Below are 23,436 nucleotides of genomic sequence, written 5' to 3' on the forward strand. Positions count from 1 at the left end.
AACTCACCGGCGAGTGGTACGTGCTGCTGGAGCGCCAAAGGCCGGTGCCACCCGGCGAACCCTTCGCGCGTTTTGTCCAGCGCGATTGCAGTAGCTTCGACCAGGGGCGACGTGGCACCGTCATGTGCGCCACGCGCCACGAGGCGAGGATCCGAGCTGAAGTGGCCACCCGGATGCCGCGTGCCCGAGCCATCTAGGGCGCAGTCGGTGACCGCAAGGATCGGGAAAATTGGCAGGACGCCCCAGCGCGCACAGGGCCTCCGGCGCCGGCGGCCGGGAAAAATAAGCTATGTAAGTTGCTGATTCGCAAGCTCAGTAGAGCTAACTCTTAATCAATAGGTCCAAGGTTCGAATCCTTGACGGCCCACCAAATAAAAGCACCTAGGCAAACACCTAGGTGCTTTTCTTTTTTCCGGCACTGGAAACAAGAAGAGACGTCTCAAGGCAGGAACTGCGCGAGTTGTTCGCTTGCAGCGAATTCTGCTGCTGTGTCTGTTCAGCAGTTGCCTGATCAAGCTTGTTACTTGGCCGGCGCGAAGTCTGCTTGCATCGAATGCCTGGTGATCTTTGGCCTGCAGCCCAGGCTGGCAAATTCAAATGAGGCGTGATGTGTCCAGAGCAACGCGGCGCTCGATCCTCCAGCAGGTCGTGATCTTTGCAGTGGTCGGTCCTCCGATAGGCGGGGTGCTGGGCTTCCTGCAGTGGGTGCGGTTCGATAGCGAGACTGCTTTTTTGATCGCAGGCTTGTCCTACGTTCTGGTGTTGCCGGTGATTGCTGCCGCTGGTGCGGGATTGGTGTGCGCGTTGACCTGCCATCGTCTGTATCGCGAGCGTGGGCCAAACCCCTTTGTCCAGATCGCAATCGGCGCGCTGAGCGGCCTGTTTTCGGCTGGGTTGGTCGTGTTGTTCACAGCGGTCATCGGCGGCTGGTCCATGGGCTCGGATCGCGATCTGATCCTGGCCTTGGTGCGAAGCGGGCTATGGGGCGGCGGCATCTGCGCATTGCTTGCGTGGCTCTTCAGGTCACGCTTGTCGCGTACAACTACACCCCTTTAGCCGCTCAGGGCGATGCGGTCAGCTCAGACGTCTGGCTTCGTTGCATACGCGGAAACGCCAGCAAGAAGCGCGCACCTTTACCGGGAGCCGAACTCACTTCGACAAAGCCACCGGCCTGACGCACCGCGCTATACACCTGCGTCAAGCCAAGCCCGGCTCCTTTGCCTGCGTCCTTGGTAGTGAAATAGGCTTCGAATAACCGCGATTGCACACCTGCATCCATGCCATGTCCGCTATCGGCAACGGTGATGGTGACGTAATGCCCGCCCGGTTTGCTCAGGCTCGCGTCCTCGGCCGCCACGACGGTGTCGCCGGTTTCGATACGGATGGTGTCCCCGCTCTTGCAGGCATCGCGGGAGTTGATCACCAGATTCAGGATCGCGCGCTCCACCGTATGGCGATCGACCATGGCGCAGCATCCGCCTTCGCTGGTGCGCAACTGCAATTGCAACTCGGCGCCGATCACCTGTTCCAGTAATGGGCTCAGCTGTTCGGCCAATGCGGCAAGATCCACTGCTTCCGGGCTGTACGGATACTGGCGCGAAAATCCGACCAGCCGCTGCGCCATGACCGAGCCATGCTGAAGCGCCGCGTCGGCCACGCTCAGCAGCTTGGCATCGTGCGCATCGATCCTTGCGCGCTGTACGACCAGGTCGATGGCCGATGTCGCCGCCTGCAGCACGTTGTTCAAGTCGTGGACGACGCCCGCCAGCAATTGGCCGACCGCTTCGCCTTTCTGTGCCTGCTCGGAAATTTTCTCGGCCGCTCCCTGTGCGGCGCGCGCAATGTCCAGATCGCCTTCGATGCGCTCTTGCAGGTCGCGCAGGGTATGCAGTTCGGTCGACAGCGAATTTTCGCGCGCACGCGCCAGCATCAAGGCGCCGGTGGAAAACTCGCGCTCGGCCTTCAGCATGGAATCCAGTGTATGGAACGCCGCCTCCAGCGCCCTGCGGTCGGAGATGTTCTTGCTCACCGCAAGAATCGCCTCGACGTTGCCAAAGGCGTCGAACAGCGGGCTGGTGACCACCTGCCAGGTCTGACGCACGCCGACGAAGTTCACGCAGGCGGCCTCGAATTCCTGGATCAAGCCATTCGCGGAACCGGCGATCGCCGCATCGACCAGGCCCACGGCCTCGGGTGGCCACAGTTCGCGCCATGGCTGCGAGATGAGCTGGTCGGGATGGCTGACGCCGAGTCCGGCCAGCCCATTGACGTTGATTGCCGTGATCCGCCCATCGAGGTCGATCTCTTTGATGCAATCGCGGGACAGTGCCACGATCTGGCGATATCGGTCTCTCATCGCGACTGCTGCCTCACTCATCTAGATTTAACGGAATTTTCGCAAATCCTACCTTTACCGTGTACGAGTAAAAGTACGAGGCTTCGATCGTTGCGGCGATGCAAAGTTTAACGGTTCACCTCGCTTCCCGGGCAAGGTGCGTCCGCGATAGCTTGGACGATCGGCTGCAGAAGCCTGCGGGTCGGCTTCAAGCCTATTGGGCTTAAGCCGATTGAAGGTGCGCTGCGCCATCACGACGCTTTTTCTTTCCCGGCATCCCTGCAACAATGCGCGGGCAAGCGCAGCATCGCGAAAGTGGCGGAATTGGTAGACGCACCAGATTTAGGTTCTGACGCCGCAAGGCGTGGGGGTTCGAGTCCCCCCTTTCGCACCAATGCAGTGCGGCCGTGAGTGTTCCGGCCGCTGCATGATCCGCAAAACCGGCTGTCCAGACGCGAGCGACGCGGTTGTGCGCATTCCGCTGGCAGCGGCAGCCGTTATCGGCGAAACTACAAGGCTCGGCGGCTTTCTCGCCATCCGTCAACCCGCATCTTCCATCTCGTGCCGACGCATGTGCTGTCGGTGGCAGGAGTCAACATGCAAGCATCGATCGAATCCACCGGCAATCTGGAACGCCGCCTGACCTTCACCCTGCCGCAGGAGCGTCTGGAGACGCACGTCGGTGGCCGCCTGCGCGAGATCGCGCGGACCGCGCGCATCAAGGGGTTCCGCCCCGGCAAGGTTCCCGCCAAGGTCATCGAGCAGCGTTTCGGTCAGCAGGTGCGTGCCGAGGCAATGGATGGTTTGCTGCGTGAGACCTTCGATTCGGCCGTGCGCGAGCATGCGCTGCGCCTGGCGGGCAATCCGCGGATCGACAAGGCCGGCGAGAGCGATTTCGATTTCGTCGCCACCTTTGAAGTGGTGCCGGACTTCGGCGACATCGATGTGACCACGCTGTCGGTGGTGCGCCATACCGCCGAAGTGACCGACGCCGACATCGACCAGATGATCGAGAACCTGCGTCTGCAGCGCCGTACCTGGAACCCGGTCGAGCGCGGCGCGCAGGTCGGTGACCTGGTGGCGCTGGAGACCTGGTCGCAGGCCGGCGACGAGCGTCTGCCCGCCGACGGCGTGGAGACCGGCAGCAGCGTGCTGGGCTCGGGCGTGATGTTCGACCAGATCGAAAAGGGCCTGGAAGGCCTGGCCAAGGGCGAAGACAAGACCCTGACCATCGACTTCCCGGCCGAGTGGCGCGTGCCGCAGCTGGCCGGCAAGACCGTGCAGGTGCACGTCAAGGCGGTCGAGGTCTCCGAGCCGGTGCTGCCGGTGGTGGACAAGGAATTCATCAAGAGCTTCGGCGTGAAGAGTGGCGATGCCGAGCAGTTCCGCGCCGACATCCGCACCAACCTGGAGCGCGAGCTCAAGGGCGCGCTGATGAACCGCCTGCGTCGCGAAGTGGGCGAGCAGCTGATCGCCGCCTATGCGCATGTGGAAATGCCGCCGCGCCTGGTCGAGAACGAAGCCCGTTCGATGCTGGCGCAGCAGGTCGAGCAGGTCCGCCGCAGCGGCCGCAACCCGGGCGAGATTCCGGCCGATGCCCACCAGGGTTTCATGGACGCGGCCGCCAAGCGCGTGCTGGTCGGTCTGCTGGTGGGCGAGGTGGCCCGTCGCAACGAGCTGCGCCTGGAATCCAAGCGCGTCAGCGAAACGCTGCGTCTGATCGCCTCGACCTACGAAGAGCCGGAGCAGGTCATTGAGATGTACCGCAACGACCCCCAACTGATGAGTGGACTGCAGAGCCGTGTCATGGAAGAGCAGGTGATCGACTGGATCGCCGAGCGCGCCCAGCACACCGAGCAGTCGCTGTCGTTCCAGGACGCCATTCGGGTCTAAGGTAAGCGACCGCGTGACACCAACCCGCATCCCGATGGCTGGGATGCGGATGTCAAACCCGGGCATCGGCGCAAGCCGCTGCCACTACAGGAAGACTGATGAGCATTGTGACCAAAGCCCTGAACCTGGTGCCGATGGTGGTCGAACAGACCAGCCGCGGCGAGCGTGCGTATGACATCTACTCGCGTCTGCTGAAGGAGCGTCTGATCTTCCTGGTCGGTCCGATCGACGACCATATGGCCAACGTGATCGTAGCCCAGCTGCTGTTCCTGGAAGCGGATAACCCGGAAAAGGACATCAGCATCTACATCAATTCGCCGGGCGGCGTGGTCACCGCCGGCATGGCGATCTACGACACCATGCAGTACATCAAGCCGGACGTGAGCACCATCTGCGTCGGCCAGGCCGCCTCGATGGGCGCGCTGTTGCTGGCATCGGGTGCGGCCGGCAAGCGCTATGCGCTGCCGAACTCGCGCGTGATGATCCATCAGCCGCTGGGCGGCTTCCAGGGTCAGGCAACCGATATCGACATCCATGCGCGCGAGATCCTGACGTTGCGTTCGCGCTTGAACGAGATCCTGGCCAAGCACACCGGCCAGTCGCTGGAAACCATCGGGCGCGATACCGAGCGCGACAACTTCAAGAGCGCGGTCGATGCGCAGGCCTATGGCTTGGTCGATCAGGTGCTGGAGCGTCGTCCGGAAGAGTCGATCCAGCCGTCCTGATCGCCAGATGCCTGAAATTGCAGGAAAAACGGCAGGGTCGGGCTGGACGGATGTCCTCTCGGCCCTGTGCTATTCTCGAAATCGAACCCCCGTGCATCGGGTGGGGTAACTGGGTAACAGAAGCATGAGCGAAGACCGCCAAGGTCGTTCCGGCGACAGCAACAAGATTCTCTACTGCTCGTTCTGCGGTAAGAGTCAGCATGAAGTCCGTAAGCTGATTGCCGGTCCCAGCGTATTCATCTGCGATGAGTGCGTTGAGCTGTGCAACGACATCATCCGCGAGGAACTCGAAGAGAAGGCGCAGTCGGCACGTTCCAGCCTGCCCAAGCCGCGCGAGATTCTCGAGGTGCTGGATCAATACGTGATCGGGCAGCTGCGCGCCAAGCGCACGCTCGCAGTGGCGGTGTACAACCACTACAAGCGTATCGAGAGCCGCAGCAAGAACGACGAAGTCGAGCTGGCGAAATCCAATATCCTGCTGGTCGGTCCGACCGGCTCGGGCAAGACGCTGCTGGCCGAAACGCTGGCGCGCCTGCTCAATGTGCCGTTCACGATCGCCGATGCCACCACGCTAACCGAAGCCGGCTATGTCGGCGAGGACGTGGAAAACATCATCCAGAAGCTGCTGCAGAAGTGCGATTACGACGTCGAAAAAGCGCAGCAGGGCATCGTCTACATCGATGAAATCGACAAGATCTCGCGCAAGAGCGAGAACCCGTCGATCACCCGCGACGTGTCCGGCGAAGGCGTGCAGCAGGCGCTGCTGAAGCTGATCGAGGGCACGGTGGCCTCGGTGCCGCCGCAGGGCGGGCGCAAGCATCCGCAGCAGGAATTCCTGCAGGTCGACACCAAGAACATCCTGTTCATCTGCGGCGGCGCGTTCGCCGGCCTGGACAAGGTGATTCAGCAGCGGTCCAACGATGCCGGCGGCATTGGCTTCGGTGCCAAGGTCAAGAGCAGCGAGCGCAAGCAGGAAGTCGGCAAGATCCTGGCCGAAGTCGAGCCGGAAGATCTGATCAAGTTCGGCCTGATCCCCGAGTTCGTCGGCCGCCTGCCGGTGGTTGCCACGCTCGAGGAGCTGGACGAGCCGGCGCTGATCAAGATCCTGACCGAGCCCAAGAACGCCATCACCAAGCAGTTCAAGAAGCTGTTCGATATGGAAGGTGTGGAGCTGGAATTCCGCCCCGACGCCCTGTCTGCGATCGCCAAGAAGGCGCTCAAGCGCAAGACCGGTGCGCGTGGCCTGCGCACCATCGTCGAATCGGTGTTGTTGGACACGATGTACGAGCTGCCGTCGCAGGAAAATGTCAGCAAGGTTGTGGTGGACGAGTCGGTTATCGAGCACAAGTCCGAGCCGTATCTGATCTACCAGGCGCAACCGGCTCCGGCCAAGGCAGCGTCCGGCGACTGAGCCCCTGATGCCGCGTCTCCAGGCCTTGGCCTCGCTCGCGGATAAAGGGTTTCCGACCGCTACTTGCAAGACCTCGCCGATGGCCCCATAACGGGGCCATCGGCTTTTTTTACGCCCTATTTCCCGATTCCAGCGGAGCGCCCCATGGCCCAGTCCCAACCAGAAGTTCTCGATCTGCCAGTGTTGCCGCTGCGCGACGTGGTGGTGTTTCCGCACATGGTGATTCCGCTGTTCGTCGGTCGCGACAAATCGATGCGCGCGCTGGAAAAAGCCATGGAGGCCGACAAGCGCATCCTGTTGGTCGCGCAGAAGTCGGCTGAGACCGACGACCCGACCGCAACCGATCTCTATACCGTCGGCACGCTGGCGCAGGTGTTGCAGCTGCTCAAGCTGCCCGATGGCACCATCAAGGTGCTGGTCGAAGGGCTGGCGCGGGTCACCGTCGACAAGGTCGTCGAGTTGGACGGCGCGCTGCAGGGGCAGGGCATCGAGGTCGAAGCCAGCGATGCGCGCGAGCCGCGCGAACTTGAGGCGATCGCGCGTTCGCTGATGTCGCTGTTCGAGCAATACGTCAAGACCAATCGCAAGCTGCCGCCGGAGTTGTTGCAGACCCTGGCCGGTATCGATGAGCCGGGCCGTCTGGCCGACACCATTGCCGCGCATATTGGCGTGCGTCTTGCCGACAAGCAGCGCCTGCTGGAGATCACCGAAATCGGCGAGCGCCTGGAGTTGCTGGTCGGCCTGGTGGACGGCGAGATCGATGTGCAGCAGCTGGAAAAGCGCATCCGCGGCCGCGTCAAGTCGCAGATGGAGAAGAGCCAGCGCGAGTACTACCTCAACGAACAGATGAAGGCGATCCAGAAGGAGCTGGGCGATCTGGACGACGCGCCGGGCGAACTGGAAGAAATCGCCCGCAAGATTGCCGAGGCGGGGATGCCCAAGCCGGTCGAGACCAAGGCCAAGGCCGAGCTCAACAAGCTCAAGCAGATGTCGCCGATGTCCGCCGAGGCGGCCGTGGTGCGCAACTATCTGGACTGGCTACTGGGCGTGCCGTGGAAGAAGCGTTCCAAGGTGCGCAAGGACCTCAAGGCTGCGCAGGACACGCTGGACGCCGATCACTACGGTCTGGACAAGGTCAAGGAACGCATCCTCGAGTACCTGGCCGTGCAGTCGCGGGTGAAGCAGATGAAGGGGCCGATCCTGTGCCTGGTCGGGCCGCCAGGTGTGGGCAAGACCTCGCTCGGGCAGTCGATCGCCAAGGCAACCAACCGCAAGTTCGTGCGCATGAGCCTGGGCGGCATCCGCGACGAGGCAGAGATTCGTGGCCATCGCCGCACCTATGTGGGTTCGATGCCGGGCCGGCTGGTGCAGAACCTCAACAAGGTGGGCAGCAAGAATCCGCTGTTCCTGCTCGATGAGATCGACAAGATGTCGATGGATTTCCGTGGCGACCCGTCGGCGGCGTTGCTGGAAGTGCTCGATCCCGAGCAGAACAATTCCTTCAACGACCACTATCTGGAAGTCGATCTGGATCTGTCGGAGGTGATGTTCGTCGCCACCTCCAACTCGCTCAACATCCCCGGTCCGTTGCTGGACCGCATGGAAGTGATCCGCATCCCCGGCTATACCGAGGATGAGAAGCTCAACATCGCAATGCGCTATCTGGTGCCCAAGCAGATCAAGGCCAACGGCTTGAAGCCGGAAGAGATCGAGATCGGCAGCGACGCCATCCAGGACATCGTGCGCTATTACACGCGCGAATCGGGTGTGCGTAACCTCGAGCGCGAAGTGGCCAAGATCTGCCGCAAGGTGGTCAAGGAAATCGCGCTCGCCGGTCCGCAGCCGGTGGTGAAAAAGCTCGTCGCCAAGAAGGGCAAGCCCAAGGCCTTGGTCGTGGTGAACTCGAAGAATCTCGACAAGTACCTGGGTGTGCGCCGCTTCGATTTCGGGCGCGCCGAAGAAGAGAACGAGATCGGCCTGGTCACCGGTCTGGCCTGGACCGAAGTCGGCGGCGAGTTGCTGCAGGTCGAATCCACGCTGGTGCCGGGCAAGGGTAACCTGATCCTCACCGGTCAGCTCGGCAACGTCATGAAGGAATCGGCATCGGCTGCGTTGTCGGTGGTGCGTTCGCGCGCCGAGCGACTCGGCATCGATGTGGACTTCCTGCAGAAGCAGGACGTGCACGTGCACGTGCCTGATGGCGCCACACCGAAGGACGGTCCCAGCGCAGGTATCGCGATGGTGACCTCGCTGGTGTCGGTGCTGACCAAGGTGCCGATCCGCGCCGATGTGGCGATGACCGGCGAGATCACCTTGCGTGGTCGCGTCTCGGCGATCGGCGGGTTGAAGGAGAAACTGCTGGCCGCCTTGCGCGGCGGCATCCGCACCGTGTTGATCCCCGACGAGAACCGCAAGGATCTTGCCGACATTCCTGCCAACGTAACGCGCGATCTGAAGATCGTTCCGGTCAAGTGGATCGACGAAGTGCTGGATCTTGCACTGGAGCGTCCGCTGGCACCGAAGAAGGCGGGCAAGGAAAAGGCCCGCAAGACTGCCTCGCGCGTCGCCGTGCGCGGCAAGTCCCGCACTACTCCGGGTACCCGCGTCAAGCACTAAAAGCGCTTGTCTAAACCCAGGCAAAACAAGCCAAAACCCGCGTCGTTATTGGGTTTTGGCTTGCGTGCGGTTGGGGGCGCTGGTATAAATGCACGACTCGTGGGCGCGGCAAATTGTGATGCGTCACGCGATACCACTTGTGTCGGGTTCTTCGCTAACGGCAAGAGCGCCGATTGTCGATTCCGCGGCATCTGCCGCAAAGGGAGTTTCAAGAATGAATAAAACCGAATTGATCGATGGCGTTGCCGCTGCCGCTGACATCTCCAAGGCTGAAGCCGGCCGTGCTGTCGACGCGGTTGTGAGCGAAATCACCAAGGCACTGAAGAAGGGCGAAGCCGTCACCCTCGTCGGCTTTGGTACCTTCCAGGTTCGCGAGCGCGCTGAGCGCACCGGCCGCAATCCGAAGACCGGCGACAGCATCAAGATCGCGGCTTCGAAGAATCCTGCGTTCAAGGCTGGCAAAGCCCTGAAGGATGCAGTAAACTAATCGACTCGCTAGGGTGCTTAGCTCAGCGGTAGAGCGTCTCCCTTACACGGAGAGGGTCGGGGGTTCGAAACCCTCAGCACCCACCATTAAGCACCAGGCAAACGTTTCAAGTGCGGAGCGGTAGTTCAGCTGGTTAGAATGCTGGCCTGTCACGCCGGAGGTCGCGGGTTCGAGTCCCGTCCGCTCCGCCAGTTACACCCGAAGCCCCTGAGCAATTGGGGGCTTCGTTTTCTCCACAGCATTCGCATTGCGAATGATGCGGAGAGAGAAGTCCAAGTTTAAAGCGGAGCGGTAGTTCAGCTGGTTAGAATGCTGGCCTGTCACGCCGGAGGTCGCGGGTTCGAGTCCCGTCCGCTCCGCCAGTTATATGAAAGCCCTCGGCCTTGTGCCGGGGGCTTTTTTTTGCAGCATTGCCCGAGGTTACGCGTTTAATAGCGCATCGCGGCCGATGGCGTGGAGCATTGGGCTGGGTGCTCGGCGCCAAGCGCGTTACACTGCGCGGCTCGCCCACAGGCCGTGATTTGCCAATGCTGCAGAAACTTCGCGACAAGACGTCAGGCTGGATCGCTACCGCCATCCTGGGGTTGCTGATGATTCCGTTCCTGTTCGTCATCGACAACAGCTACCTCGGCGGCATTGGCGCCAACAACGTGGCCAAGGTGCAGGCGCCGCCCACATGGTGGAAATCGGCACCGTCCTGGTGGCCGGTGTCGCTGCTCTGGCAACACCATGAAATCAGCACGCAGGATTTCCGCGCACGCTTCGAGCAGGCGCGTATGCAGGAGCGGCAGCGCCAGGGCGAGAATTTCGACCCGCGCACGTTCGAATCGCGCGAAAACAAGCTGCAGGTGCTCGATCAACTGGTTGACGAGCAAGTCGTGCGTCTAGGTGCCGAAGATGCCGGCATCGTGATCGGCGATGCGACGGTGCGCGATTACATCACCGGCATTCAGGCGTTCCAGGTCGATGGCAAATTCAGCCCCGACCAGTACCGCGCCGCACTCGCACAAGGTACGCCACCGCGCACGCCGGCGCAGTTCGATGCGTTGGTGCGTGACAGCTTGCAGCAGTCGGTGATTCCGCAGGCGATTGCCGAGTCGGGCTTTGCGACCAAGGCCGAGTTCGAGCGCCTGCTCAAGTTGATGGGCGAAACGCGCGACGTGGAGTTGGCGATGCTGCCGCCACCGGCTGCAGACACCGCGCCGGTCAGCGATGCGCAGATCAAGCAGTGGTACGACGGGCATGCGCAGGATTTCCGTCAGCCGGAGACCGTGACGATCGAGTACGTCGAGATCAATGCGGCCAAGTTGCCGCCCGCAACCGCCGCCGACGAGGCGACCTTGCGCAAGCGCTATGAAGAAGAGAAGGGCCGCTTTGTCGAGCCGGACCAGCGTCTGACTTCGCACATCCTGATCAGTGCTGGCAGCGACCCCGCCGCGCAGAAGGCTGCCGAGGCGAAGGCAGCCAAGCTCGCCGCAGAAGCCAAGCAGCCGGGCGCCGATTTTGCTGCATTGGCGAAGGCCAACTCGCAGGATCCGGGCTCCAAGGGAGCCGGTGGCGATCTGGGGTGGGTCGAGAAGGGCACGATGGTCAAGCCGTTCGAAGACGCGTTGTTCGCAATGAAGGCTGGCGATGTGGTCGGCCCGATCAAGAGCGAGTTCGGTTACCACGTGATCCAGCTGCGCGAGGTCAAGGGCGGTCAGGGCAAGTCGTTCGAGCAGGTGCGCGATCAGCTCGCTGCCGAGCAGCTCAAGGCCGATGCAGACAAGGCGTTTGCCGATGTGAGCGGCAAGTTGGTGGATCAGGTCTACAAGAACCCCACCGCGTTGGAGCCAGCGGCCAAGCAGGTCGGTCTGCCGGTCCAGACGCTGGGCCCGTTCTCGCGTGCCGATGCCAGTGGTATCGCCGCCAATCCTGCAGTGCTGCGTTCGGCATTCTCCGAGACGCTGGTGCAGGACGGCACGGTGAGCGACCCGATCACCATTGCGCCCAATCACAGTGTGGTGTTGCGCGTGACCAATCACAGCGCCGAGCAGGCGTTGCCGTTGGACAAGGTGCGCGACAAGGTGACTGCGGCGATCCATACCGACCGCACCGAGAAGGCGGCAACTGCTGCTGCCGATGCATTGTTGGCGCGTGTGCAGAAGGGCGAAACGTTGCAGGCGCTGGCGGCCAGCGAGAAGCTGCAGGTGCAGCCGATCCCCGGCCTGCCGCGCACCGCGCCGATCCCGACACCGGCGGCAAACCGTGCCATCTTCAGCGCGCCGCGCCCGACCGAAGGCAAGCCGTCGGTGGGCAAGGTGGAGCTGGACGGCGGGCGCTTTGCGGTCTTCGTCATCGCCAAGGCCACGCCAGGCGATCTGAAGCAGATGCCGGCCGAGCAGCAGACCATGCTGCGCGAACAGTTGAGCCAGATCGACGGCAACAACGCGGCGCAGGCGTACGTCAAGGAAATGCGCAAGCGCTACAAGATCCAGATCGAGGAGGCGCAGCTGTAAGGCTGCCTTCTTGAGCTGGTGAAGACGAGAAAGCCCGGGTGACCGGGCTTTTTCTTTGGGATATCGGTGCCGTGCCGTGGGGCTGAGGCCTTGTAGGTGCGTTTGACGTACTCGGCCGATGTCTTCGGGTTCGGGGTCGATGGTGTGTCTGCTGCTTCAAGAGTGCTAGAAAGACCGCTCTCCAAGGCTGCCCACATCCTGACAAGCACGCGTGGCCACGCAGTTCGCAGTCGATTGAGTGGGCTGGCCCACTGCCGTTCGATTATTTCAACACGCCTGCTGTGTCGCCGGCAGTTTCGCCGGCAGTTTCGCCCAGGCGTTCAAGCGCGCAGCAGCTGCTGCACCACGCAATCCTGATCACGGTGACGCTGGCCGTCTAGAACGTCATGCGAGCGACGGTGGCAGGCGCGATGTCACTGCGGACCAAGCGGGCCCCTACGTAGGCTGCGTTGTGTCGGCTTAAGGCCTGTCGTCGAACGACAACACCATGCCCGGCTTCAGCACCGCACGCTTGTCCAGCCCATTGCTGGCAAGCAGCGTCGCCACAGTCACGCCGTAGCGGCGCGCAATGGCCCAGGCGGACTCGCCGTTGCGCACCGTATGCGTACGCGCTTGCGTGTTCGACGTCCTGGCAGTCGTGGCGACCACCGTAGGCGCGGCATCGTTGGTCTCGGCAATCCTGCCCACATCAGCGGATGCGACGACGGCACCGGCCGAGCCTGGCTGCGCTGCCGCGACTGGGGCAAGTACGTGCACACCGCTTGGCGCGGCACGTGCGCTGGCCAATGCCGGATTCAGCCGGGCGAGCAGCTGCGGCTCGATGGCACGCTGTCCGGCCCAAGCGTTGAGGCTGGTGCCAACCGGCAACGCGTGTTCGGTTAGTACCGGAACCGGGCGGTCGAGCGAGGTCAGCAAGTTGCCTTGCTGTTGCGCGTGGTCGAGCACACAGGCGAGCGCGTGCAGCTTTTCCACATACTCATAGGTAACCTTGGACATGCCGGGAAGCTCGGACGGACGTGCGTTCTGCGCGTTCATGCCGGCCGTGCGCATCGCCTGCAGCACACGGTACTCGCCAGCGTTGTAGGCCATCAGCGCCAGGCGCCAATCGCCGCCGAACATGCCGTAAAGCGTCTTGAGATAACGTACCGCAGCGGTGGTGGAATCCACTGCCGAGAGGCGGCCGTCGTATTGCGCGCCAACCGGCACATGGTGGTTGCGCGCAGTGGTGGCGATGAACTGCCACAAGCCGGCCGGTCCGCTACCATTGCGGGCGCCCGGGCGGTAGCCGCTTTCCACAAAAGGAATCAGCGCAAACTCGGTCGGCATGTCGGCCTTGCGCAGCTCGTCGACCACGTAGCCGAACAGCGGCAGGACGTCCTGTGCATCGTCGGCCAGGCGGGCTGGTGCACGCGAGAAGTGCTGTTCCCAACGCCTGTCGCTGTGCTCGCTATCGCATCCTGGATCTGCACGCCCGTCCAGAAACGACGAAAAGATGTCCTGACCATTGCGCAGGCTGGGTGCGGCTGGCGGCGTCGTCGAGCTGACTGTGGGTGTTGGGCGGCTTGCGTCGACGGGCGATGCGGCTGCTGGTGCAATGGCCGCACAGGCGGCCAACGCTGCCAAAAGCAAGCCCCTCATGCGCGAAATTCGTCTTTCCAGCGCCGAAGTTCGGCGAAAACATCTACATCGGAAGAAAGTGCGCCAGATGCGCGCGCTGCGACTGCGGCGCGAATCTCGGGACTGCTGGTACGGAGAAAAGGGTTGGTGGCCAGTTCACTCTTGAGCGAAATCGGCAGGGTAGGACGGGCTGCTTGACGCATGGCCTGGGCTTCCTGTTGACGGCGCTGCAAGGCAGCGTTGGTGGGATCGACGTGCAGCGCGAACGACGCGTTGGCCAACGTATATTCGTGGCCGCAACACACAAGCGTTTCGCCAGGCAAAGAGGCCAGGCGCTGCAACGAGTCGAACATCTGAGGAGCGGTACCTTCGAACATCCGCCCACAGCCTAGGCTGAACAGCGTATCACCGCTGAACAGATGCTCGTCGGTAACAAAGGCGATATGGCTGCGGGTGTGGCCCGGCACCTCGAGCACTTCAAAGCCCATGCCAAGCAGGGTCAAGCGCTCGCCTTGGCCAACCTGGCGGGCATCGGCGGGACTGCGTTCGTCGGCAGGGCCGAACAGTTCCAGGTCCGGCCAGCGCTGCTGCAATGCCGCCACGCCGCCTATGTGGTCGGCATGGTGGTGGGTGAGCAACACTGCGCTGGGAGTGAATCCTTCGCGCTCTGCCGCAGCGAACACCGGCTCTGCCTGACCGGGGTCGACGATGACAGCGCGGCCATCCGCAGCGACCAGCGCCCAGATGTAGTTGTCTTCGAATGCGGGCAGGGCGGTCAGTCGCATAGAATTGGGACCATGCCTGCCACGCCCTTCTCCCGTCAAGCTGGCGTCTCATCCTGGTTTGAAACAGGCGCCGGGCGCAGTTTGCTCCAGCTGGAGCGCCAAGTGGCGCTGGCGGCGCTGCAAACGCGTCCGTCGCAGCCCTGGTTGTGGCTGACGCCAACCACCGACCTGCCGCAGCGCGAGGCGCTGCAGGGGCGTGGTTTGCGCTTGTATCGCAGCGCGGGGCGCTTCGCTGGCGATGCGCGTTGCGCGATGCCGTTCCCGTTGCCGGTCGAGAGCCTGCAGGCGATTGTGGTGCAGCATGCGGTGGTCGGCGGCGCGGCGGAATTTTTGGCCGAATGCGAGCGGCTACTGATGCCCGGCGGCCGGCTGTGGCTGTTCACGCTCAATCCGATGAGCCCCTACCGCTTTCGCTGGGCGCGACGTGGTCCGGTCGCCCTGCGGCCGGATCGCTGGCGGTTGCTGGCGCAACGTGCGGGGCTGCAGTGCGTGGACCAGGAACGTTACCTGGGGCCGATCTGGCGCACCGGAAGTGGCCCCTCCGGCCCTGGCCGCGCACCCTGGCGCGCGGTGTATTTACTCGAAGTGGAAAAGCGTGCCGCCGCTTCGATCGGCCCGACCCCAATCGCGATGCCCTCGCGCTGGCCACAGCCCGTGGCCACGATTTGACGACTGACTACTTTCCAAACACCAGAAGCTGATGAAATCAATTGAAGTGCATACCGACGGCTCATGCCTCGGCAATCCCGGGCCGGGCGGTTGGGCGGCCCTGTTGCGTTACAACGGCCGCGAGAAGGAATTGGCCGGCGGCGAAGCCACCTCCACCAACAATCGCATGGAGTTGATGGCGGCGATCATGGCGTTGGAGACGCTCACCGAGCCATGCCAGATCGTGCTGCATACCGACTCGCAATACGTGCGCCAGGGCATCACCGAATGGATGTCCGGCTGGGTGCGGCGCGGTTGGAAAACTGCTGGCGGCGACCCGGTCAAGAATCGTGAACTGTGGGAGCGACTGCATGCGGCCACGCAGCGACACAGCATCGATTGGCGTTGGGTGAAAGGCCACAATGGCGACCCGGATAACGAGCGCGTTGACGTGCTTGCCCGCAATCAGGCCATCGCCCAGCGCGGCGGCCTGGCAACACAATAAGCAAGAGGATTCATGCGTCAGATCATTCTCGATACCGAAACCACCGGCCTGGAATGGCGCAAGGGCAACCGCGTCGTCGAAATCGGTGCGGTGGAGCTGCTGGAGCGGCGCCCCAGCGGCAACAACTTCCATCGCTATCTGAAGCCCGACTGCGACTTCGAACCCGGCGCGCAGGAAGTGACCGGGTTGACGCTGGAATTCCTGGCCGACAAGCCCTTGTTCGCCGATGTGGTGGAGGAGTTCCTGGCCTACATCGACGGCGCGGAGCTGATCATCCATAACGCTGCGTTCGATCTGGGATTTCTGGACAACGAACTGTCGCTGCTGGGCGACAACTACGGCCGCATCGTCGAGCGCGCCACGGTGGTGGATACCTTGATGATGGCGCGCGAGCGTTATCCGGGGCAGCGCAATTCATTGGACGCCTTGTGCAAACGTCTGGGCGTGGATAATTCGCATCGCCAGTTGCACGGCGCCTTGCTCGATGCGCAGATCCTGGCCGATGTGTATATCGCGCTGACGTCTGGCCAGGAGGAAATCGGGTTTGCCAGCGCCGATGCCGGTCAGAGCACCCAGGACGGTGACGGCATGATCAGCTTCGATCCGACACTGCTATTGCCGCGCCCGCGCGTGGCAGTGACTGCCTCGGAGTCGCAGGCGCACGAGGCGCGTCTGGCGCAGTTGCGCAAGAAGGCCGGGCGTGCGCTGTGGGATGCGCCGGTCGAAGAAACTGCCGCTGCTGGTTAGTAGCTACGCACCAGAATCGCGGTGATGTTGTCCGAGCCGCCGCCATCCAGTGCGGCGGCAACCAGGCATTCGACGCATTCCTGGGCGCTGCAATCGGCTTGCGACAAGGTTGCGGCGATGGTGGCGTCGTCGATTTCTTCGGTCAGGCCGTCGCTGCATAGCAGCAGCTGCATGCCGGATTTGAGTTCGCCCTGCATGGTGGCGACATTGAGGTGGGCCGGGTCGGTCACGCCCAACGCCTGGGTCACCACGTTGCGATGCGGATGCGCGCGTGCCTGCTCGCTGGTGAGCGTGCCCTGCGCGATGAGTTCCTGCACGTAACTATGGTCCTGGCTCAGCTGAGCCAGCCGGCCGTCGCGCCACAGATAGGCACGGCTGTCGCCGACCCAGGCCACTTCGAAGCGCTGGCCCAGCACGCGGGCGGCGACCACGGTGGTGCCCATTGGCAAGGTGTCGTTGCAGCGGCGCGAGGTCTTGATGATTTCTTCGTCGGCAATACGCACCGCCTGCGCCAGCGGGGTGCCGGCGCGCACTTCGCGCACGATGGTTTCGCGCGCCAATGCGCTGGCCACTTCGCCGCAGGCATGCCCGCCCATGCCATCGGCGACCAGCCATAACCCCAGCTCGCTGTCGCCGTAGTACGTGTCCTCGTTGAGGTCGCGACGCAGGCCGACGTGCGTGAGATGTCCGAATTCGAGCATGGGGCCGGGTCGCCAGAGGAAAGATGCGCCACCATCATCGCGGCCCGACCGGCCAGCGGCAACAGACTGCTTGCTGGCATTGCAGTGCGGGTTCACTCCGGACCCGGATGGCGCCGTGTGTCGAGCTTGCCCAGCCCGCTTGTGGCTTGGCGCCTGTGCCCGTATGATTCACGGCCCCGGGACACCGGGGACCATCTGGAGAGGTGGCAGAGCGGTTGAATGTACCTGACTCGAAATCAGGCAGGCGTTTATAGCGCCTCGGGGGTTCGAATCCCCCCCTCTCCGCCAGATTTGCATCAGCCCCCGCAAGGGGGCTTTTGTTTATGGGTCGCAGCCAGCCGGTGCGATGCCTACACTTCCACCTTTGCTATCCGTTGGAGGCATGACATGTCCGAGATTCTGGTGCCGGTGTCCTTTGGTGAGCTGCTCGACAAGATCGCGATCCTGCAGATCAAGTCCGAGCGCATCAGCGACCCTGCCAAGCTGACCAATGTGCGCAACGAGCTGTCTGCGCTGGAAATCAGCTGGATGGCGCATCCGGCCGCCGGTCACGACATCGTGCGTTTGCGTGCCGCGCTCAAGGCCGTCAACGAGCGGCTGTGGGTGATCGAAGACGACATCCGTCTCAAGGAGCAGGCGCAGACCTTCGACGATGCATTCGTGCAGCTGGCGCGCAGTGTCTATATCGAAAACGACGAGCGCGCGCGCATCAAGAAAGAGATCAACTTGGCGCTAGGGTCGTCGTATGTGGAAGAGAAGTCGTATCAGGACTATCGCGCCAAGGGTGTCTGAGCGCTGATGCTTTGCGCTGCTCCTAGGCAGCCGAGCAACGGCGCAGTGCGCGCCGCTTGCTCAAGCGATTGAACGCCTGTTTGAGCGACCATCCGTCGCCGTCCCTCAGCGCGGATGATCGGTGCGATAACGCTCGAAAGCAGCGATTGCATCGTCCACGGTGATCAGCGACATCACCTCGTCGAACTCGATCTTGGTGCCCCATTTCAGCTGGTCGGCCGGCTTGCCCAGGTGTTTGCGGGCGGCCGCGTCGTAACGGTCCACACAATAGCGCACGTCCGAATACGGGCCGCTGCGCAGCGGATTGCTCGCCGCATGCAGGCCGAGCACCTTGGTGCCCATCGCGTTGGCGATGTGCATCGGGCCCGAGTCGGGTGTGACCACCAGATCGGCGCGGGCGAGCAGGGCGGGGAGCTGCTTGAGCGTGTCCTTGCCTACCAGGTCCAGCACCGGCGTGCGCGCGGCCGCGACGATGGCATCGGCGGTGCTGCGTTCAAGCTCGCTGCGGCCACCGCACAGCACGATTCGCCAGCCTTGCGCAGCGGCGTGATCGGCCAGCGCCGCGTGGCGGTCGGCGTACCAGTTGCGGCGCGCATGGCTGGAGCAGGGCGAAATCATCAGCACCGGGCGGCCGTCGTTATCCCACTGCGCGCGCGCCCAGGCATGCGCCTCGTCCGGCACTGGTAGATCCCAGCGCACCTGGGTCTGGGTCAGGCCGAGCGGCTGCGCGAAGCTGCCGATGACGTCGAGCACATGGATGCCGGGGCGGTCGGCGATGCGCTCGTTGACGAACAGGCCGTGCAGGTCTTTGGAGCGGCTGCGGTCGTAGCCGATCCGCCGCCGCGCCGGCACGAATGCCGACAGCACATTCGCGCGGAAGGCCACCTGCATTTGCAGCAAGGCATCGAAGCGGCCCAGCGGCGCCAGCGACTGGCGCAGCGCGCGCATGCCGGCCACGCCGGTGCGCTTGTCGTAGGCATGAAACTGCACACCGGGCAGGCCGTCGAGCAACTTCAGCCCGGCCTTGTCGATGATCCAATGCAGCTGGCTTGCCGGAAATCCCGCCTGCAAGGTGCGCACCAGCGGCACCACGTGGGTGACGTCACCCAGGGCGGACAGGCGCAGCAGGCATAACGAAGCGGGCGTAGAAGCCATGGTGTTGTTAGACTCGATAGATGGTTTCTTTCGACGCCACTGAAGCGCTGACGCCGTACCGCGAAGGCCGCGGCTATGGCGCCATTCTGTTCGACCGCGAACGGCTGCGGCAAGCCGATGCCACGCTGTTTTCGCCGCAACACTGGGGCGACAGGGCGCGGCCGGTGGATGAGGGCGGGCGTGGCGGGGCGTGGTTTGTGGATGCGCCGTTCGGCCGCAGCGTGTTGCGCCAGTATCTGCGTGGCGGCATGGCTGCCCGGGTGAGTCGCGATCACTATCTGTGGAAAGGGGCGGGGCGCACGCGTAGCTTCGCCGAGTTCCGGCTGATGCGCGAGTTGCTCAGCCGCAAGTTGCCGGTGCCGCGCCCGTTGGCGGCCTGCTATCTGCGCGAAGGATTGGGCTATCGCGCTGCGCTATTGATGGAACGCCTGGAAAACGTGCGCTCGCTGGCCGATCACGCGCAGGTCGCCGGGCGTGGCGCGCCGTGGGAAGAGACCGGGCGGTTGATTGCGCGCTTTCATCGCGCCGGCCTGGATCACGCCGATCTCAACGCGCACAACATTCTGTTCGATGCCGGTGGGCATGGCTGGTTGATCGATTTCGACCGTGGCGTGTTGCGCATTCCGGCCACGCGCTGGCGCGAGCGCAATCTGGCGCGGCTGCATCGCTCGCTGTTGAAATTGCGCGGCACGCGCAGCCGCGAAGATGTCGACAAGGATTACGAGCGCCTGCATCGCGCTTACGAACTGGCCTGGGGCCGGGGCTACTGATGAACTGGGCGTTGCGTGTGCAGGGGGTCGGCAATGCGTCGGCGGTGGCGCTTGGCTCGCCGATGGCCACACTCGAGCGTGCCGGCGCGCCGTGGCTGACCATCGACTGCGGCAGCGAGGGGCTGACTGCGTACCAGGCCCATTACGGCCGGTTGCCGCAGGCGTTCTTCATCACCCATGTGCATCTGGACCATGTTGGCGGGCTGGAGCGGGTGTTCGTGGACAGCTATTTTTCCGAGCGGCGCGGGCGCACCCGCCTGTACGTGCCGGCGCCGGTGGTGCCGCTGCTGCAGCGGCGGATCGCCGACTACCCAAATGTGCTGGCCGAGGGCGGCGCCAACTTCTGGGACGCGTTTCAGCTGGTGCCGGTCGGCGATGCGTTCTGGCATGACGGCGTGCGGCTGGAGGTGTTCCCGGTGCGCCACCATTGGCCGGAGACCGCCTACGGGCTGCGCCTGAAGGGTGCGCTGGTGTGGAGCGGCGATACCCGGCCGATCCCGGAAATGCTGGCCCGCTATGCCGATGACGGCGAGCTCATCGCGCATGACTGCGGCGTTCACGGCAACCCGTCGCATACTGGCGTGGACGATTTGGAGCGGGAATACCCGCAGGACCTGTTGAGCCGCATGCTGCTGTACCACTACGCCAGCGACGCCGACGGCGACGTGCTCCGCGCACGCGGCCATCGTGTTGCGGTGCCTGGACATTACCTGGAGCTGGCGGAGCCGACCGCCGCCATGGTGCCCTGATGAGCGCCTTGCTGCTTCCGAATCAGACCGCAGCGCCGATGCAGGACCGCTATGGCCGGCCGCTGCGCGATTTGCGGCTGTCGGTCATCGAGGCCTGCAACTTCCGCTGCGGTTACTGCATGCCGGCCAATCGGGTGCCGGACGATTACGGTTTCGATGCGCAGCAAAGGCTGAGCTTCGATCAGCTGGAAACGCTGGTGCGCGCGTTCGTGTCGGTGGGCGTCACCAAGGTGCGTCTGACCGGCGGCGAGCCGCTGCTGCGACGCGACCTGCCGAGCTTGGTTGCGCGATTGACCGCCATCGTCGGCATCGAGGATCTGGCGCTGACCACCAACGGCACCTTGCTGGCGCGTCAGGCGGTTGCCCTGCGTCAGGCCGGGCTGCGCCGCATCACCGTAAGCATGGATGCCTTGGATCCGGAGCTGTTCAGACGCATGAGCGGCAACCGCGGCGAGATCGCGCAGGTGCTGGCTGGTATTGCCGCTGCCGAGCAGGCCGGCTTCCAGCGGTTGAAAATCAATTGCGTGGTGCAGCGCGGCGTCAACGAGGATCAGGTGTTGCCGCTTGTGGAGCACTTCCGTGGCACCGGCCACGTGCTGCGCTTCATCGAATTCATGGATGTAGGCAGCTGCAATGGCTGGACGCCGGATGCGGTGGTGACCTCCGCACAACTGCACGAACGCATCCACGCGCGCTGGCCGCTGGTGCCGCTGGATGCCAATTACACTGGCGAAGTGGCGCAACGGCATGCCTTTGCCGACGGCGCGGGCGAGGTGGGTTTCGTCAGTTCGGTCAGCGTGCCGTTTTGCGGCGATTGCCAGCGCGCACGTGTGTCGGCCGATGGGCAGTTGTATACCTGCCTGTTCGCTAGCCAGGGCCATGACCTCAAGCCGGCGTTGGGCCAGGGCGAGCATGGATTGTCGGAACATCTGCGCGCGCGCTGGAGCATCCGTGGCGACCGCTACAGCGAGGTGCGTGCGTCGTCGGCGCCGCGCCGTGGCAAGCCGGTCGAGATGTTTTTGATCGGCGGGTGAGTGGTGGTTGTTTCATCAGGGCACCGCTTTCACCGAGAATGCCGCATCCTGAGCGCCTGTCATTGTGTCGTTTCCCATGCCCGCAAAAACCCGTTCCGCACGCCTGACCCACCTGGATGACGCCGGGCTGCCCACCATGGTGGATGTCTCGGACAAGGCGGTCACCGCACGCAGTGCCACTGCCGAAAGTCGCGTGCGATTTCCCGCAGCCGTGGCCGCGCAGCTGCGCGCCAACGGCTTGCGCAGCGCCAAGGGCGGCATCGTGGAGACCGCAGTGATCGCCGGCACCATGGCGGTCAAGCGCACGCACGAATTGATTCCGTTCTGCCACCCGCTGCCGATCGATGCGTGCCGCTTCGAGATCGACTGGGCGGGCGAACAGGTGCTGCACATCAGCTGCACGGTGCGCTGCGTACACCGCACCGGGGTGGAGATGGAAGCGCTTACCGGTGCCAGCGTGGCGGCATTGACGGTCTACGACATGTGTAAGGCGCTGTCGCATGCAATGAGCATCGGCCCAACCAGGCTGGTGTCCAAACGCGGCGGCAAGCGCGATATCGGAGCAACGCGATGAGTGCGACAGTGACGGTGCTGTATTTCGCCAGCTTGCGTGAAGCGGCGGGCGTTGCAAGCGAGCAGGTGCACTCGGATGCGCAGGATTTGCGCGCGTTCTATGCCGAACTCGATACGCGCCATGGCCTGCGCTGGACGCCGACGCAGCTGCGCGTCGCGGTGGATGGCGCGTTCGCACGCTGGGAGGACAAGGTGCGCGACGGCAGTGAAATCGTGTTTATTCCACCGGTGTCGGGAGGTTGAGTGTGAGCGAGCAGACAACCGCCATCTTTGCGCTTTCTGACGTGCCGTTACCGATCGACAGCTTGCGTGCTGCGCTGGAGCATCCGCATGCCGGCGCGTTTGCCAGTTTCGAGGGTTGGGTGCGCAACCATAACGAAGGCCGCGGCGTCGCCGGGCTGCGCTATGAAGCCTATGCCGCACTCGCGCAGGCCGAAGGCCAACGCGTGCTCGACGAAGCGATGAGGCGGTTTGCCATCGTCAACGCGCACTGCGTGCACCGCGTGGGCGAGCTGCGTATCGGCGACATGGCGGTGTGGGTGGGCGTCAGTGCGGCGCATCGCGGGGCCGCATTCGATGCCTGCCGCTTCATCATCGACGAGGTCAAGGCACGCGTGCCGATCTGGAAGCACGAGCATTACCTGGAAGGCGATGCGGGCTGGCTGCATCCGGAAGCGCAGACGCAATGACAGCGTTGCTGCCGCTTTGCGAATACGCACACAACCATCGCCACATGGGCAGCGTGTTTTCTGATTAGGGTGGTGTCCCCGCCGGTTGACCTCGGCGCCCGCGTCAATCGATACCGTTGCTGCCTTCCGGCCCTGGCGGGATTTTCGATCTAGCGTCGCGAGGGACCGACGGGGCCACCATAAGACGTGGGCCACTGGCGTGGCCCTGAATCCATGCAATCGCGTTGCAGGATCATAAAACTGGCGGAGAGAGGGGGAGACGGATGAATCCGCTCTAACCCCTTGATCTCGAACCGGGACACGAACCGGACGCTTGTCCTTGTTGGTGTCCGCTCATTCTAACGTCCGCAAAGGTTAGTTGCCAAGCACCTGCTACCAAACAGGAAGGCCGGCTCTCGCGATAAATCGCAATCTCTGAGATTGGCACTCTCCACAATTTCTGCTCCTTCAACCAAGGCTGCACCACCCTGGTGTAAAGTGGTGCATCGGCATCTTGGGAGGCAATGGAAATGGTCGCAGAGGCATCAGATGAACGAAGCAAGAATGACCAATCTTTACGGGCCTCTGTGAGCTTTCCTCCTGAGCTTTACCGCCACTTAGAGCAGATCGCAGCACAAAAAAAGGTTTCCCTGGCCTGGGTAATCCGCGATGCAAGCGAAAAATATGTAGCAGAGCAATGGCCGCTCCTTTCTAAAATTTCCTGAAG

The 23,436-nt window shown here is 63.3% G+C and carries 23 protein-coding genes, 6 tRNA genes, 1 other RNA gene and 1 pseudogene; 25 read left to right on the forward strand and 6 right to left on the reverse strand.

The features are described from left to right. The 3 genes and pseudogenes from ABS769_RS18045 to ABS769_RS18055 form a co-directional block, all read left to right on the forward strand. Positions 1–197 (forward strand): annotated as a pseudogene (locus ABS769_RS18045) (hypothetical protein); the annotation flags it as partial. Positions 198–309: 112 nt separating this feature from the next. Then, positions 310–370 (forward strand) — tRNA-OTHER (locus tag ABS769_RS18050). 314 nt (positions 371–684) lie between these two features. Next, positions 685–1,056, forward strand: a complete 372-nt coding sequence (locus ABS769_RS18055) for a hypothetical protein (protein ID WP_350498221.1) — start codon at positions 685–687, stop codon at positions 1,054–1,056. Positions 1,057–1,060: 4 nt separating this feature from the next. On the opposite strand, the gene ABS769_RS18060 is transcribed toward ABS769_RS18055, so the two are convergent. After that, complete coding sequence (locus ABS769_RS18060; RefSeq protein ID WP_317061270.1) at positions 1,061–2,356, reverse strand: ATP-binding protein; 1,296 nt, start codon at positions 2,354–2,356, stop codon at positions 1,061–1,063. A gap of 288 nt (positions 2,357–2,644) precedes the next feature. Here ABS769_RS18060 and ABS769_RS18065 point away from each other — a divergent pair. From ABS769_RS18065 to ABS769_RS18110, 10 genes are all read left to right on the forward strand, one after another. After that, a tRNA-Leu gene (locus ABS769_RS18065) sits at positions 2,645–2,729 on the forward strand. Positions 2,730–2,932: 203 nt separating this feature from the next. Next, positions 2,933–4,228, forward strand: a complete 1,296-nt coding sequence (gene tig, locus ABS769_RS18070; RefSeq protein WP_317061271.1) for a trigger factor — start codon at positions 2,933–2,935, stop codon at positions 4,226–4,228. A gap of 98 nt (positions 4,229–4,326) precedes the next feature. Continuing rightward, positions 4,327–4,953, forward strand: a complete 627-nt coding sequence (clpP, locus tag ABS769_RS18075; RefSeq protein WP_317061272.1) for an ATP-dependent Clp endopeptidase proteolytic subunit ClpP — start codon at positions 4,327–4,329, stop codon at positions 4,951–4,953. Between the two features lie 124 nt (positions 4,954–5,077). Further along, positions 5,078–6,364 carry an ATP-dependent Clp protease ATP-binding subunit ClpX gene (clpX, locus tag ABS769_RS18080; RefSeq protein WP_006451747.1) on the forward strand — a complete coding sequence of 429 codons (1,287 nt, stop codon included), beginning with the start codon at positions 5,078–5,080 and terminating at the stop codon, positions 6,362–6,364. A 144-nt stretch (positions 6,365–6,508) separates the two neighbouring features. Next, the gene (lon, locus tag ABS769_RS18085; RefSeq protein WP_317061273.1) at positions 6,509–8,980 is read left to right on the forward strand and encodes an endopeptidase La; all 2,472 of its coding nucleotides are present in this window, start codon (positions 6,509–6,511) and stop codon (positions 8,978–8,980) included. Between the two features lie 214 nt (positions 8,981–9,194). Then, positions 9,195–9,467 carry an HU family DNA-binding protein gene (locus ABS769_RS18090; protein WP_006451749.1) on the forward strand — a complete coding sequence of 91 codons (273 nt, stop codon included), beginning with the start codon at positions 9,195–9,197 and terminating at the stop codon, positions 9,465–9,467. Between the two features lie 11 nt (positions 9,468–9,478). Beyond that, positions 9,479–9,553, forward strand: a tRNA-Val gene (locus ABS769_RS18095). A 28-nt stretch (positions 9,554–9,581) separates the two neighbouring features. Beyond that, positions 9,582–9,658, forward strand: a tRNA-Asp gene (locus ABS769_RS18100). 94 nt (positions 9,659–9,752) lie between these two features. Continuing rightward, positions 9,753–9,829 (forward strand) — tRNA-Asp (locus ABS769_RS18105). A 165-nt stretch (positions 9,830–9,994) separates the two neighbouring features. Beyond that, a complete protein-coding gene (locus tag ABS769_RS18110; RefSeq protein ID WP_317061274.1) occupies positions 9,995–11,965 on the forward strand; it encodes a peptidyl-prolyl cis-trans isomerase in 1,971 nt (656 codons plus the stop codon). 459 nt (positions 11,966–12,424) lie between these two features. Here ABS769_RS18110 and ABS769_RS18115 read toward each other — a convergent pair whose 3' ends face one another. Beyond that, positions 12,425–13,603, reverse strand: coding sequence for a lytic transglycosylase domain-containing protein (locus ABS769_RS18115; protein ID WP_317061275.1), 1,179 nt, complete (start codon positions 13,601–13,603; stop codon positions 12,425–12,427). Beyond that, the gene (gene gloB / locus ABS769_RS18120) at positions 13,600–14,367 is read right to left on the reverse strand and encodes a hydroxyacylglutathione hydrolase (protein ID WP_168956942.1); all 768 of its coding nucleotides are present in this window, start codon (positions 14,365–14,367) and stop codon (positions 13,600–13,602) included. Before gloB ends, ABS769_RS18115 begins: the two co-directional genes overlap by 4 nt. 12 nt (positions 14,368–14,379) lie before the next feature. Between gloB and ABS769_RS18125 the strand changes: the two genes are divergently transcribed. From ABS769_RS18125 to dnaQ, 3 genes are read left to right on the forward strand one after another with little or no spacing between them, the layout of a single operon-like run. After that, positions 14,380–15,036, forward strand: coding sequence for a hypothetical protein (locus ABS769_RS18125; RefSeq protein WP_317061276.1), 657 nt, complete (start codon positions 14,380–14,382; stop codon positions 15,034–15,036). A 31-nt stretch (positions 15,037–15,067) separates the two neighbouring features. Then, the gene (rnhA, locus tag ABS769_RS18130; RefSeq protein WP_104550701.1) at positions 15,068–15,520 is read left to right on the forward strand and encodes a ribonuclease HI; all 453 of its coding nucleotides are present in this window, start codon (positions 15,068–15,070) and stop codon (positions 15,518–15,520) included. 12 nt (positions 15,521–15,532) lie between these two features. Beyond that, positions 15,533–16,267, forward strand: coding sequence for a DNA polymerase III subunit epsilon (gene dnaQ / locus ABS769_RS18135; RefSeq protein WP_317061277.1), 735 nt, complete (start codon positions 15,533–15,535; stop codon positions 16,265–16,267). On the opposite strand, the gene ABS769_RS18140 is transcribed toward dnaQ, so the two are convergent. Beyond that, a complete protein-coding gene (locus ABS769_RS18140) occupies positions 16,264–16,968 on the reverse strand; it encodes a PP2C family protein-serine/threonine phosphatase (RefSeq protein ID WP_006450178.1) in 705 nt (234 codons plus the stop codon). The two genes, dnaQ and ABS769_RS18140, sit on opposite strands and share 4 nt — an antisense overlap. Before the next feature lie 197 nt (positions 16,969–17,165). Here ABS769_RS18140 and ABS769_RS18145 point away from each other — a divergent pair. Beyond that, positions 17,166–17,256 (forward strand) — tRNA-Ser (locus tag ABS769_RS18145). Between the two features lie 99 nt (positions 17,257–17,355). Next, positions 17,356–17,760 (forward strand): DUF6165 family protein, encoded by a 405-nt coding sequence (locus ABS769_RS18150; protein ID WP_104550703.1) that lies wholly within the window; start codon positions 17,356–17,358, stop codon positions 17,758–17,760. Between the two features lie 105 nt (positions 17,761–17,865). Here ABS769_RS18150 and ABS769_RS18155 read toward each other — a convergent pair whose 3' ends face one another. After that, positions 17,866–18,915, reverse strand: a complete 1,050-nt coding sequence (locus ABS769_RS18155; RefSeq protein ID WP_317061278.1) for a glycosyltransferase family 9 protein — start codon at positions 18,913–18,915, stop codon at positions 17,866–17,868. 20 nt (positions 18,916–18,935) lie between these two features. On the opposite strand from ABS769_RS18155, the gene ABS769_RS18160 reads away from it, so the two are divergent. The 6 genes from ABS769_RS18160 to ABS769_RS18185 all read left to right on the forward strand — a co-directional run bounded on the left by ABS769_RS18160 (position 18,936) and on the right by ABS769_RS18185 (position 22,730). Next, positions 18,936–19,685 (forward strand): 3-deoxy-D-manno-octulosonic acid kinase, encoded by a 750-nt coding sequence (locus ABS769_RS18160; RefSeq protein ID WP_023902886.1) that lies wholly within the window; start codon positions 18,936–18,938, stop codon positions 19,683–19,685. Continuing rightward, a complete protein-coding gene (locus tag ABS769_RS18165; protein ID WP_023902887.1) occupies positions 19,685–20,434 on the forward strand; it encodes an MBL fold metallo-hydrolase in 750 nt (249 codons plus the stop codon). The genes ABS769_RS18160 and ABS769_RS18165 overlap by 1 nt, the downstream gene beginning before the upstream one ends. Further along, a complete protein-coding gene (moaA, locus tag ABS769_RS18170) occupies positions 20,434–21,468 on the forward strand; it encodes a GTP 3',8-cyclase MoaA (protein ID WP_317061279.1) in 1,035 nt (344 codons plus the stop codon). Before ABS769_RS18165 ends, moaA begins: the two co-directional genes overlap by 1 nt. 76 nt (positions 21,469–21,544) lie before the next feature. Continuing rightward, positions 21,545–22,042, forward strand: coding sequence for a cyclic pyranopterin monophosphate synthase MoaC (moaC, locus tag ABS769_RS18175; protein WP_104550707.1), 498 nt, complete (start codon positions 21,545–21,547; stop codon positions 22,040–22,042). Continuing rightward, positions 22,039–22,284 (forward strand): MoaD/ThiS family protein, encoded by a 246-nt coding sequence (locus ABS769_RS18180; RefSeq protein WP_317061280.1) that lies wholly within the window; start codon positions 22,039–22,041, stop codon positions 22,282–22,284. The genes moaC and ABS769_RS18180 overlap by 4 nt, the downstream gene beginning before the upstream one ends. After that, a complete protein-coding gene (locus tag ABS769_RS18185) occupies positions 22,281–22,730 on the forward strand; it encodes a molybdenum cofactor biosynthesis protein MoaE (RefSeq protein ID WP_317061281.1) in 450 nt (149 codons plus the stop codon). The genes ABS769_RS18180 and ABS769_RS18185 overlap by 4 nt, the downstream gene beginning before the upstream one ends. 75 nt (positions 22,731–22,805) lie before the next feature. On the opposite strand, the gene ffs is transcribed toward ABS769_RS18185, so the two are convergent. Beyond that, positions 22,806–22,902, reverse strand: an RNA gene (gene ffs, locus ABS769_RS18190) — signal recognition particle sRNA small type. A gap of 331 nt (positions 22,903–23,233) precedes the next feature. On the opposite strand from ffs, the gene ABS769_RS18195 reads away from it, so the two are divergent. Beyond that, entirely contained in the window at positions 23,234–23,434 is a 201-nt protein-coding gene (locus ABS769_RS18195) for a hypothetical protein (RefSeq protein WP_317061282.1), read from the forward strand. The last annotated feature ends 2 nt before the right edge of the window (positions 23,435–23,436 follow it).

The organism is Xanthomonas hortorum, assembly GCF_040279205.1.
GTDB lineage: Bacteria > Pseudomonadota > Gammaproteobacteria > Xanthomonadales > Xanthomonadaceae > Xanthomonas > Xanthomonas hortorum_F.